Origin of the sequence: Psychrobacter glacincola (assembly GCF_965118485.1) — a bacterium.
GTDB classification, from domain to species: domain Bacteria; phylum Pseudomonadota; class Gammaproteobacteria; order Pseudomonadales; family Moraxellaceae; genus Psychrobacter; species Psychrobacter glacincola_D.
In genome coordinates this window covers 1-11,908 of the sequence record NZ_CBCPJH010000054.1, presented here as the reverse complement: position 1 = coordinate 11,908, position 11,908 = coordinate 1, and the positions used below count along the sequence as shown (strand labels likewise).

Sequence of the window (11,908 nt, the reverse complement as noted above, 5' to 3'; positions counted from 1 at the left end):
AATCCTTAAAAAAACGATTACTGAGGGATAAATTGCTTAGGCAAGCTACGTGGTTTAAATGATGATTTTTCACTTATCCACAAAAAATTTTATCACCCGTTTCTTTAAGGGTTTTTATTTGATCCTGTTTGATCCTGTTTACTCCTGTTTAAGAGCGTTTTTTCTTCTTTATAATCAATAGTTTACAAATAGAAAAAAGAGTAAATGAGCCAAAAAAAGAGTAAATGAGCCAAAAAAAGAGTAAATGAGCCAAAAAAAGAGTAAATGAGCCAAAAAAAGAGTTATTTAAAGATAGCTATTTATTTTACTATTTTTATGATAGTTTATCTCATATGGAATTACAATAAACGTAGAAATAGTGAAATATAAAATGGAAAATAATTTAGTCGTACAGTCAAATGATTTAGTTCTTGCTACTTATACGATGACAACAAAAGAAAAAGAGCTTTTATTAACTTGTATTAGTCAAATTGATAGCCGACCTGATGCGCCAAATATCAGTAAACAAACCAAATTTACTATTACTACTGATGAGATAAAAAGGCTTTTTTATCGTGATAGCAACGCAAAAAATATCTATCGTGATATTGAGCAAGCTAGTAACCGCTTGTTTGAAAGGGAAGTGATCATCGCACTGCCAGACAATGAAGTACTGCGTACACGCTTTGTTAGTAGTCTTTTATTTAGCCCAAATACAGGGAAAATTACGCTAACTTTTGCAGAAGATATATTGCCGTATTTGACACAATTGAAAGCAAATTTTACTAAATATAAGTTGTTAGAGATCAGTGAGCTATCAAGCATACACTCAATACGCTTATATGAATTAATAGTGTGTTGGATTGGACAGTATCAATACAGTAAGGCATATGAGCTTGAAGATTTTAAATATGTCATGGGTATACAAGGTAAATACAAGCAATTTAGTGAACTTCGGAAATATGTGATTGATAAAGCATTAGAAGAGATTAGCGAAAGTACAAATTATAAAGTTAGTGTGGAATATAAAAAAAAGAGTAGAGGCAAAGGTTACGAGGGGTTAACGCTCAAATTCCATCGGAAAACACTAGATAAACTAACCAGTGAAGATGGCACCCTGTCACAAGCTACCATACAGTCGATTGTTGATAACGTGCAGTTTATGAATGACTATAACAACCATCCAAGCCTAAGTTATGACGGCAAAATGCAGACTGACGCATTTAAGCGCGAAATGATTAATATCATACAGCGAGAGCCTGAAAGCTTTAACAAGCCCAATAAGGCTTTAGAGAGCTATCTACCAAAGATTAAACACTAATTTTTTTCTAACACCCGTTATAGTCAAAAGAACCACCGTTTTTTCTTCTTAGCCGTCACGACGATCGAATCGTCTCTTTTTTCTTGCTCTTGTTCAAGTGGCGGCTCATCGCTCATTTCAGCTTGCTTAAACTCTAGCAGTCTTACTTGTGCGAAATCCTGGATACTGGCGTTGGCTTTATCCAGCGTTTTGTTCAGCTGTGCTATCTGCTGCTGATAATTTTCAATTAACTTCTTTTGATCATTTACCTGTTGGCTGAGGTGTTCATTCTTGAGCTTTTCAAGCGCTAATAGGTGTTCAATGTCTGTATTGTACTGAACACTTTGACTGTTCAGGGGCGTACTTTGAACAGTGTTCACTGAACGTTCAGTACGTTTTTTAGAAATTGGCTCACCAAACACCCGCAACATTTCTGAAACGTCTATTTTTTTATCTGCTGTTCTGGAAAGCTCACCATCATTGACTTTCTGATAGATCGTCGTTCTTGATACACCCCATTCTTTTGCGGCTTTTGTCACGGATATGTTCATTGTTCACCTAGTGTTCAAGTACGTTTTTAGAGACTGTACAGTACAACTGTACAGAACGTTCAGTGAACAACTATGGCACTAACCCGTCTATCAGGCAAATTATAAATAAACTGCTGTGTAAATCAGACGGTTAGTTATATAGCACTCACTTTATTGAACAAATATAGGGTATTATTAATGCTTGAAAACAGTGTTTTGGGTATCAAAAAAAGTAGGTTTTATTAAAAAAGTTATTCTAAGTATGGCGTTATCTCTCTTTGCTTTATCTTCTCAGGCAGCAGTTACAGTCACTGATAATCCATTTTATAGTGATGTTGAGGTAGAGCATCCGTTGTTTGCTAAAGGTGCTGGCGACTCTCAATGCAAAGGCTTACCACGCACTTGTGGGCAGATGGTTAGCTGTGAACAAGCCAAACAAGCACTCAAATGTGGAAATACCAAGCTAGACCGTGATAAGGACGGCGTACCATGCGAATCAATATGTCCAGGTGGTTAATTGCAGTAGCGTCTATCGTTATGATTGGGTGCAGCTCAGGCAATACAGAGGATGATCTGTATGGTTCAGGCTATATCATAGTGGGTGAGCAGACATGGAGTAAAGATTACGCAACACCTTATCCGTTTACGGTGCCTGAGGGTGAGATTGCGTGTGCCTCAAATCTTTCCTTTGGTCGTGAGGTGTTTTTTCATCCTAAGGGTTACACCGATGAATCTTACGTTGGTATACCGCTCAATAAAGCAGCGGTAGATGGCTTAAAGCTAAGTCGTTTAACGCCAAATGTGCCTTATAGTGTCAAGGAAGGTGCTGATCTTAATGAGGCCGTACAAATTGGGTTGAGAGTGTGTGATGAGCAAGAGAATGAGCTTGCGAATTATTAAGTTCGGTACCCTAGTGAGGACTTAAATTTTCAGTTGTAGCTCATCTTTTTTTAGCCTCGCTATCAAGCCCCTTACTTTATATATAGAGATTGGTGGCTTTTATTTTATGCAGGATTAACGAGAGCAATCGACGATAGGGCTCATTACTGTAATCATCGAGATTATAATCAAAGACTCGCTGATCAAGATCGTCATAACTTTTAATTTTTTGATCTATATTTATTTACTAGTATAATTTGTCCACTTTTGCTATTTTGGCTGTCCAAGCAATTTACCATATTAAATACAGAAGAACTATCGAATCTCGATAACTTAAAGATATTCTTATGTTCGTAAAAATATAAAAACAGAGGACTGTTGAAGTCAAATAATAATATGTTATTTAAAAGCTAAAAAGACTTTGGCATAACTTCAGGTTTAGTGATTCCAGCTTAATAAAATAATTGGCTGGTACACTTATCAACAAGGATTGTTATAATGTATACCTTTTTGGCTTTAGCGCCTATTCTCGTCGTTTTCTTGTTACTTGTAGTCCTGCGGCTACCGGCAAAAATATCTATGAGCGCAGCTTATCTTGCAACGGCATTGCTAGCTTTTTTCGTTTGGCATGCTAGTGGCGCTCAAGTCGCTGCTGCCACTGTTAACGGTATTATTGTAGCGCTCACGATTTTATTCATCGTATTTGCGGCTATCTTGTTACTCAATACCTTAAAAGAAAGTGGTGCCATCATCGCCATTCGTAAAGGTTTTATGGATATCTCGCCTGACAGACGCGTTCAAGCAATCATTGTGGCGTGGTTATTCTGCTCATTGGTGGAGGGCTCATCAGGATTTGGTACGCCATCTGCTATCGGTACTCCACTATTATTGGCGCTAGGTTTCCCAGCAATGGCTTCTGTTATGGTCATGTTGATTATCCAGTCTACGCCGGTGTCATTTGGTGCCGTTGGCACACCGATATTACTTGGCGTTTGGTCTGGTATCAGTGATAAACAAGATCTAGCTCAGTCTATTGCGCCGACCTCTGCTGAAAATTATCTCTTACAAATTACCGCTAATATCGGGCTGTTACATGCATTAGTAGGCTTTTTAATTCCGCTAATTTTAAGTGCATTTTTGACGCGATTTTTTGGCGAAAAACGCTCTTTTATCGAAGGGCTCAAAGTGTGGCCTTTTGCACTCTTTGCCGGTCTCAGCTTTACCATTCCCTACTTTTTGGTGGCTAAATACCTAGGTCCTGAGTTTCCATCATTAGTAGGCGGTTTTATCGGTTTACTGATTGTACTTCCTGCGGCAAAGCGCGGATTTTTAATGCCGAAAGATATCTTCGATTTTGCACCCCGAGACGACTGGGACAAAGATTGGCTAGGTACTTTGGACGAAGAACAATATGATGATTCAATAGCACCAAAGTTTACTTTAATAAGGGCATTTTCTCCTTATATTATTGTTATTGGGCTATTAATTGTATCTCGGGTTGTGACACCGCTGAAAAACTTTTTGGTAGGGGACTTCACAACGATTAACCTTGCCAATCTTTTTGGTACGACTATTTCTAGTAAAATACAACTCGCTTATTCTCCGGGTACTATTTTAATTATTACTTCATTACTGTGTATATTGCTGTTTAAAATGAACAGACAAGCGGTAAAACGTAGTTGGATTAATTCAGCAAAAACTATGATTGCGGCAGCGCCAGCTTTATTGTTTTCGGTGCCGATGGTACAAGTATTTATTAATTCAGGTTCAGCCGCCGATGTCGCCACTTCGCTACCAGCCATGCCGATATTATTGGCTGAAAGTGCGGCTGGGGCGTTTCAAAATGCATGGCCGCTAGTCTCGCCATGGATTGGCGCAATGGGTGCGTTCATTGCAGGTTCCAATACCATCAGTAATATGATGTTTTCTTATTTTCAGTGGTCAACTGCGAGCCAAATTGGCCTTGATAGCAGCCATGCTGCACAAGTAGTAGCACTTCAAGCAGTGGGCGGTGCAGCGGGTAATATGATTTCAGTACATAACGTGGTTGCCGCGTGTGCAGTGGTCGGGTTAATAGATAAAGAAGGCTACGTCATTCGAAAAACCTTGCTCGCCATGATTTACTACGTCATTCAAGCTGGATTGATTGGTATGGGTATCATTTTTGGTGATTTTTGGTGGTGGATTTTGGCTATCATTTGGCCAGTAGTATTTTTTGTACTAATGTCGCTGACCAGTAGAAAAAAGGCGATTAATTAATATTTAATAGCTACACTAAAAAATCCTATGAACTCATCATTCTGACGCCATTATATTATCTATATTAGATTCAGAATGGTTAGTTACAGTGACTACATTATAATTACTAAATAGTTACCAAGGAAAACCCCATGAAAGATTTAAGCAAAATTACAAATATTGAAGACTTGCGCCAAGTCGCTGAACGTAAAGTACCTCGTATGTTTTATGATTATGTCGACTCCGGTTCATGGACTGAGACTACATATCATAATAATGAGACTGACTTTGACCGTATAAAGCTGCGCCAGCGTGTGATGGTCAATATGGAAGGACGCTCGCTTGCTACTAAAATGCTGGGTATGCCCGTCAATATGCCCGTAGCGATCGCGCCAACGGGCTTCACTGGTATGATGTGGGCAGATGGTGAGATTCACGCGGCGCGTGCTGCTGAAAAATTTGGTGTACCGTTTTCGCTATCGACTATGAGTATTTGTTCTATTGAAGATGTGGCGACGCATACTAATGCACCGTTTTGGTTTCAGCTGTATATGATGCGCGATCAGGAATTTATAGCTAACCTAATTCGCCGTGCCAAAGAAGCCAATTGTTCAGCGCTTATCTTGACCGCCGATTTACAAGTATTAGGGCAACGTCATAAAGACATTAAAAATGGTCTTTCTGCACCCCCCAAACCAACGCTTGCCAATATTTTAAACTTAATGACCAAACCGCAATGGTGCATGAATATGCTGGGTACTAAACGGCGTACTTTTGGTAATATTGTCGGTCATGCTAAAAATGTCGAAGACATCTCCTCTTTATCAGCGTGGACGGCAGAGCAATTTGATCCTGCACTTAGCTGGGATGATGTCGCGCGCATCAAAGATATGTGGGGCGGTAAGCTCATTATAAAAGGCATTATGGAGCCTGAAGATGCGATCATGGCCGCGCGTAGTGGGGCTGATGCACTGGTGGTTTCGAATCATGGTGGGCGTCAATTAGATGGTGCACCATCTTCTATTGCTGCACTAAGTGATATTATACAAGCGGTCCATGCTGAGAATAGTGATATCGAAGTATGGTTAGACAGCGGTATCCGCTCTGGTCAAGATGTCTTAAAAGCAATCTCATTGGGTGCCAAAGGCACACTTATTGGCCGCGCGTTTCTTTACGGACTTGGTGCTTATGGCGGAGATGGTGTACGTCGTGCGCTTGAGATCATTTATAAAGAATGTGATATCAGTATGGCATTCTGTGGTCATACTAATATTCAGGAAGTAACAGATGATATTCTGGTAAATGGTACTTATGAGCAACTCAAATCTGCTCTGCCCTATATAGCACCTATGCGCTGGTGACTCTCGAATCATTGTTCTCTTAAGAAATGTTATGAGAAATGACTTTGGATAGAAGAAGTCAGTTTGCACGGGTTCTATTAAGGTATATCCCAGCGGAACCATCTAAAAAGGCTCATTAATCCATTAATAGACTACTCATAGTAGACTGCCGTAGTGGAACCACTTAATGAGCAATGATAAGTTCCGGTCTTTCCTTGGCCACATCAGCAATCAGATGCCGTGAGCACTTGGTCATACCTTGTATCTCAGAATAGCTATGACCTGATTTGAGCAGACTAGCGATGATCTTACGCTTTTCCGTATCCTTTCTACGACCGGCATACTTACCTTCTGCTTTAGCACGAGCTATACCTTGCATCTGACGGTTACGGCGATCCTCATAATCTTTTCGAGCAATGGCTGCGAGCATATCCAGCATCATTGAATTAATGGCCTGCAATACACTGCTCATAAATTCAGTGCTGCTTTCAGGTTGAAGCGCCATATATGAGGTCGGAAGCTCTTTTGATACGATAGAGAGCTTTTTTTCTGATAGCATTCTTTTGAGCGTATCCCAATCAGCTTGGTTCAAACGTGCCAAGCGATCAATCTGCTCAACTAAGATTACATCCCCCTTATGAGCATCTTCAATCAGCTGCATAAGCTTTGGTCGCACCAAGATAGCTCCTGATTCGTTTTCGACATAGAAGGCAGCAATCTTGTGGCCATGATCGTTGGCAAATGCTATGAGTTCGCTTTTGGCACGTTTAGCGTCCTGTTCTTTGGTAGACGCTCGTAGATACGCTCTGATAAACATAAACACCTAAAATAGTCTGTTATAAGTGGTTCCATTATAGCAGTCTGTTTTAAGTGGTCTGTTAATACGTTTGAGTGGTGAAATAGCTGGTTCCCTTGGGGTATACCCATATCACCAAATAGGCGTTGTTATGCCACAAACGTAAATCAACTTGAGACGATACACTAAACCTAAAGACAGTGGTACAGATGTCGAATGATAGTAGAAACTTTGATGGCGAAAGGAAGGTAGCCACCTTCCTTATCCGACCTTAAACCGCTTATACTACCCTGATCTTTATTAATTTACAGGCAATAATAAATGACTACTATTTGCACTTTGGAAACAGCCCACGAAACCGTTAAACAGTTAATCAAAGATTTTGAATCCAATGAGCATCATTATAAATTGCCTAGCTATTCAGAAGCCGAAGTACGCCAAGATTTTATTGATAAATTCTTTACGGCTTTAGGTTGGGATGTTACGCATCAACACCAAAGAAATCCACAACAGCAGGAAGTGAAGGTCGAAAAATCGCAAAAACAAAAGGATTCAGCCAATAAAAAGCGAGCCGACTATGCGTTTTACCTCGCTCCTGATTTTCGTACTGTAAAATTTTTTGTTGAAGCAAAAAAACCAAGTCGCCTATTACGTCAAAACCAAGCCGATTATTTCCAAACTGCTAAATATGGTTGGAACGCCAATACAGGTATTTCTGTTTTGACCGACTTTCAAGAATTAGTCATTATTGATTGTCGATTTACACCCGATATAGACACGATTTTAAGTTGTGAATGTCAATATTACAGCTATCAGCAACTTGCAGACATAGAAGTCTTTGAAAATGTTTATTGGTTGCTATCAAGAGAAGCGGTAGAAGCAGGTAATATCGCTACTTATGTAGAAAATTTGCCTTTACCAAAAGGAAAATCACGGCAGTTATCTTTGTTGGGTGGTGGGTATCAAGAAATTGACGACAGCTTCTTAAACTATATTGATAATATCCGTTTACAAATGGCTCAAGCCTTTTATATAAACAATCCAACACTAACAAGTTATGAACTCACCGAAGCGACCCAACGCACCATTGACCGCCTTGTATTCATGCGGTTTTTGGAAGATAAGGTCATTGAACCCGAAAATATGCTCAATGCCATTGCCAATGCTTCAAACTCATGGGCTAAATTCATTGCTGAAAGTAAACGCCTTGATGTTAAGTATAACGGTGTGGTATTCAAACCCCACTTTATTGATAAGCCAGAATTTCTAGGGGCGAGTGAATCCCAATTCAAAGAGATTACCACTGATTTTGACCACACCAATTCACCCTATGACTTTAACTACATACCTATTCACATTTTGGGTAATATCTATGAGCGGTTCTTAGGTAAAGTCATTGAAATTCAAAATAACCAAGCCGTCATTGAAACCAAGCCCGAAGTGCGTAAGGCGGGTGGTGTGTACTATACGCCCAAGTACATTGTTGACTACATTGTCAAAAATACCGTTGGGGCAAAGATTGACGGCAAAGCATTATCCGCCATTGCCGATATCAAAATTGCCGATATATCATGCGGTAGCGGTAGCTTTTTGATTGGTGCGTATGATTATTTATTGAAGTATTATCAAAACTATTACAATGAATACCCTAGTGTTCGTGAAAAAAGCGACTGTATTTATGACAGTGAAAATGGCGTTTGGGTGCTATCAATCGCCCAGAAACAACAGATTTTGCTCAATCACATTTATGGGGTGGATATTGACCCCCAAGCGATTGAAGTAACCCAATTATCGCTATTTTTGAAGCTACTGGAAGATGAGACATTGGTCACAGCCAATCAGATGCAAGTGCTATTCCACGAAAAGATTTTACCCGACTTAACACACAATATCCGTTGTGGTAACGCTTTGATTGATTATTCAATTACCGAAAACATTGAACTAAGTACGGATGAATACCGCAAAATCAAACCCTTTGACTATGCAGTCAACTTTCCTAAAGTCTTTGACCGTGAGAAAAGCGGTTTTGATGTTTTGATAGGCAACCCACCGTATGTTAAGGAATACACTAACAGAGAAGTCTTTGAGAAGGTCAAGCAGGGTAATTTGGCAAAATATTATCAAGGCAAAATGGATTTGTGGTATTTCTTTGTTGCCTATGGCTTAGACTTGTTAAACAACAAAGGCAAGCTAGGCTACATTGTGCCTAATAATTGGGTGAGTAATGCAGGGGCTAGTATCTTGCGTAATAAGGTGCTTGAAGATGGTAAGATTAAGCAGTTAATCGACTTTACAGGCTTTATGGTATTTGAAGATGCTAGTATTCAAACCATGATTATGATTTTGGAAAAGGAAACCAAGCCAAAGTCTTATGAATTTCACCACCAGTCATTTAAGCAGGGCAAATTATCGCATACCATAGTACAAGCCGACTTGGGCGAAGATAAGCGAGTAAGTACGGTATTGAATCCCCGTGTTAATCGCATTGACATGAAAGACCAGTTTTTAAAATTTAATTCGTCAGACTTTAATGATGTTCTGGATAAGATTTTACAGGCTAAGAATTTTGATTTAACGGCAAAAGAAGTCGCTCAAGGTATTGTCATGCCACAAGACTTTTTAAATAAGAAGAATCAGCAGATTCTTCAATGGGGTTTAGTTGGGATGGGGGTTTTTGTTCTTTCTAATGATGAAAAGGAAAACCTAAAATTAAGTGATAACGAGTTAAATCTTATCAAGCCCTATTTCACTAGTGAACAAATACATCGTTATGAAACTCAACCTTTAAACTCGCATTGGGTGATTTACACCAATTCAGACTTTAAAAAAACTGATAGCATGGATAAATACCCAAGATTAAAGGCACATTTAGATAGTTTTGAAAAAATTATTACTTCTAGTAACCATCCTTACGGCTTGCATAGGTCAAGGGTAGAAAGTTTTTTCAAAGGTGAAAAAATCATTGCTCAACGTAAATGCGTTGGTAAACCCGTTTTTTCTTACACGAACTTTGATACCTATGTTTCAGCGACTTACTATGTCATCAAAACCGATAGAATGAATCTAAAATATTTGACAGGCATTTTAAACTCGAAACTGATTGAATTTTGGTTACGTCATAAAGGTAAGATGCAGGGCGAGAATTTCCAAGTCGATAAAGAGCCATTGCTTCAAATTCCTATCGTCAAAACCGATAATAAGCAATTGGAAGCCGATCTAATCAAAAATGTTGAGCAGCTTATCGGTGTTTACCCACAGCTAAGACAAGCCAAAACCGACCTTGATAAAGAATTGCATCAAAATCGTATTAACGTAATTGAACGAAATATCAGTAATACTGTATATCAAATTTATGGTTTGACTAAGTCAGAGATTAGTGTAATTAAGAGTTAAGGCCACCTCAGCACTCCTACCCAACCAGTAGCACTATCAGCACGATAGGCAATGCTAGCAGTAGCGGATCTTCCACTACTGGAGAGCATCCTATATTCTGTGTAACAGCTATGTGGCTTTCATCAATAATTACACAAAATGTAGGATGCTCTCAGCTTTTCATGCTACCAGCCATCTGCTGGGCCAGTTTTTTAATGTCGTTTTGGTTAGTCATTGCTTATTCTCCTGTTAATGGATTATAAGCAGTTACACAGTTTTTAGGAAACTCCCCTAGGTTTTTTTAGTATGGTGACTGAATATTTAGTTTACTTCCTATACTAGAACCAAACTGTAGGCTGTACGTCCAGTGTTTATGGTCTTTCTTGTTTGCTAGATGATTCCTTTAACAGCACTTCTAACATCATTACCTATTGCCCACGCAAATCTGGATTATTTACACCAGTAGCATAACTACTATCATCTAGCAGCGAATCCTGTTCCCCATAATTAGCCATAGAATCAGATTGCGTTTGGTGACTACTGCTAGGCTGATTGCTTTCAAGACCTGTATTTTGATCAATAGCCTCTTGATTATTTTCTTTTGCGTTGGCTACAAATGGACCCTCTTCCTCACCCAAGCCCACATCGCCACCCAAACTTTCAATCATACTTTTAAACAATTCTTTATCCGATTTTCTCGTTAAAAAATCTGGAAAATGAATCGCAAAATACTCTCGAATCATCTGCTCACTCTCACCATCAGTTGCCAATACCTGACCCAAAAATGCCCCCATCAAAATCTTCTGCTTGTTTAATCGTTTATCCAGCTTCACCTGCTGAACCTTAGCTTGGCGTTTTAACTCTTCTAACCGTTGACGCTCTTTTAGCTCATTAGAATCTTGACTATCAAAAATAGACATGGGCGCTTTATTATTAGATACTGACATCAGATTTATCCTTATTGGTTAAATTTTACTCAGCATAGCAAGCACCCCACTATCATTCAATCACTTGTGATATCCTTTAACATAAAACGATCTAAACGCTAAGTTATTCTATTTTATTATGTGATGGTTGCGTCCCCCTGACTAAGGGCGAAGTAACGACTCAAAATTTAATCTATCCACTTCGTTACTATCTTAATTTTGAATCCTTCTTCGTTGGGGAAACCCCAAACCCCGCACACCACGAAAAGCAGTGGTGTGCAAAAAGCAAAAATAGCAGGTGGCTCTTTATGACGATGGTACACATTGCAACAAAGGCGATTTCTCGAAAAGCAGGACAGTCGGCTGTGGCGTCGGCGGCCTATCGTGCTGGCGATGTGCTTGATGATGCCAAATATGGCAAGACCCATGACTATAGTAAAAAGTCTGGGGTGATGAGTAGCGATATCGTTTTACCATTTTCATTAAAGGCGCTGGGTGTGAGTGTGGATCGGGAGACGCTTTGGAATACCGCTGAAGCGGCAGAGACA

Annotated in this window: 10 protein-coding genes; 7 read left to right on the top strand and 3 right to left on the bottom strand. The window is 39.4% G+C overall.

Annotated elements, in window-relative coordinates:
• The first annotated feature begins 370 nt into the window (after positions 1-370).
• On the top strand, positions 371-1,300 hold the full coding sequence (locus tag ACMHKH_RS13890; protein WP_413521223.1) for a replication initiation protein: 930 nt from the start codon (positions 371-373) through the stop codon (positions 1,298-1,300).
• Between the two features lie 23 nt (positions 1,301-1,323).
• Here ACMHKH_RS13890 and ACMHKH_RS13885 read toward each other — a convergent pair whose 3' ends face one another.
• Positions 1,324-1,818 (bottom strand): hypothetical protein, encoded by a 495-nt coding sequence (locus ACMHKH_RS13885; protein ID WP_413521222.1) that lies wholly within the window; start codon positions 1,816-1,818, stop codon positions 1,324-1,326.
• 253 nt (positions 1,819-2,071) lie between these two features.
• Here ACMHKH_RS13885 and ACMHKH_RS13880 point away from each other — a divergent pair, with 253 nt between their 5' ends.
• The 4 genes from ACMHKH_RS13880 to ACMHKH_RS13865 all read left to right on the top strand — a co-directional run bounded on the left by ACMHKH_RS13880 (position 2,072) and on the right by ACMHKH_RS13865 (position 6,287).
• On the top strand, positions 2,072-2,326 hold the full coding sequence (locus ACMHKH_RS13880) for an excalibur calcium-binding domain-containing protein (RefSeq protein ID WP_413521221.1): 255 nt from the start codon (positions 2,072-2,074) through the stop codon (positions 2,324-2,326).
• On the top strand, positions 2,311-2,709 hold the full coding sequence (locus tag ACMHKH_RS13875; protein WP_413521220.1) for a hypothetical protein: 399 nt from the start codon (positions 2,311-2,313) through the stop codon (positions 2,707-2,709). Before ACMHKH_RS13880 ends, ACMHKH_RS13875 begins: the two co-directional genes overlap by 16 nt.
• 477 nt (positions 2,710-3,186) lie before the next feature.
• Positions 3,187-4,947 carry an L-lactate permease gene (locus ACMHKH_RS13870; protein ID WP_062846046.1) on the top strand — a complete coding sequence of 587 codons (1,761 nt, stop codon included), beginning with the start codon at positions 3,187-3,189 and terminating at the stop codon, positions 4,945-4,947.
• Between the two features lie 131 nt (positions 4,948-5,078).
• Positions 5,079-6,287, top strand: coding sequence for an alpha-hydroxy acid oxidase (locus tag ACMHKH_RS13865; RefSeq protein ID WP_068039600.1), 1,209 nt, complete (start codon positions 5,079-5,081; stop codon positions 6,285-6,287).
• A gap of 163 nt (positions 6,288-6,450) precedes the next feature.
• On the opposite strand, the gene ACMHKH_RS13860 is transcribed toward ACMHKH_RS13865, so the two are convergent.
• Complete coding sequence (locus ACMHKH_RS13860; RefSeq protein ID WP_413521219.1) at positions 6,451-7,083, bottom strand: recombinase family protein; 633 nt, start codon at positions 7,081-7,083, stop codon at positions 6,451-6,453.
• Between the two features lie 300 nt (positions 7,084-7,383).
• On the opposite strand from ACMHKH_RS13860, the gene ACMHKH_RS13855 reads away from it, so the two are divergent.
• Positions 7,384-10,455: an Eco57I restriction-modification methylase domain-containing protein gene (locus ACMHKH_RS13855; protein WP_413521218.1), complete on the top strand. Its 3,072-nt coding sequence runs from the start codon at positions 7,384-7,386 to the stop codon at positions 10,453-10,455.
• Positions 10,456-10,862: 407 nt separating this feature from the next.
• Here the strand turns inward: ACMHKH_RS13855 and ACMHKH_RS13850 are convergent, their stop codons facing one another.
• Entirely contained in the window at positions 10,863-11,381 is a 519-nt protein-coding gene (locus ACMHKH_RS13850) for a hypothetical protein (RefSeq protein WP_413521217.1), read from the bottom strand.
• 287 nt (positions 11,382-11,668) lie between these two features.
• Here ACMHKH_RS13850 and ACMHKH_RS13845 point away from each other — a divergent pair.
• Positions 11,669-11,908, top strand: a 240-nt coding sequence (locus ACMHKH_RS13845; RefSeq protein ID WP_413521216.1) for a MobA/MobL family protein, incomplete at its 3' end; no start/stop codon positions are given.

Excerpts from the sequence above, each read along its gene's own strand:
- ACMHKH_RS13850 (WP_413521217.1), bottom strand. The coding sequence starts at position 11,381 with ATGTCAGTATCTAATAATAAAGCGCCCATGTCTATTTTTGATAGTCAA.
- ACMHKH_RS13865 (WP_068039600.1), top strand. The coding sequence starts at position 5,079 with ATGAAAGATTTAAGCAAAATTACAAATATTGAAGACTTGCGCCAAGTC.
- ACMHKH_RS13870 (WP_062846046.1), top strand. The coding sequence starts at position 3,187 with ATGTATACCTTTTTGGCTTTAGCGCCTATTCTCGTCGTTTTCTTGTTA.
- ACMHKH_RS13890 (WP_413521223.1), top strand. The coding sequence starts at position 371 with ATGGAAAATAATTTAGTCGTACAGTCAAATGATTTAGTTCTTGCTACT.
- ACMHKH_RS13855 (WP_413521218.1), top strand. The coding sequence starts at position 7,384 with ATGACTACTATTTGCACTTTGGAAACAGCCCACGAAACCGTTAAACAG.
- ACMHKH_RS13860 (WP_413521219.1), bottom strand. The coding sequence starts at position 7,083 with ATGTTTATCAGAGCGTATCTACGAGCGTCTACCAAAGAACAGGACGCT.
- ACMHKH_RS13880 (WP_413521221.1), top strand. The coding sequence starts at position 2,072 with ATGGCGTTATCTCTCTTTGCTTTATCTTCTCAGGCAGCAGTTACAGTC.
- ACMHKH_RS13875 (WP_413521220.1), top strand. The coding sequence starts at position 2,311 with ATGTCCAGGTGGTTAATTGCAGTAGCGTCTATCGTTATGATTGGGTGC.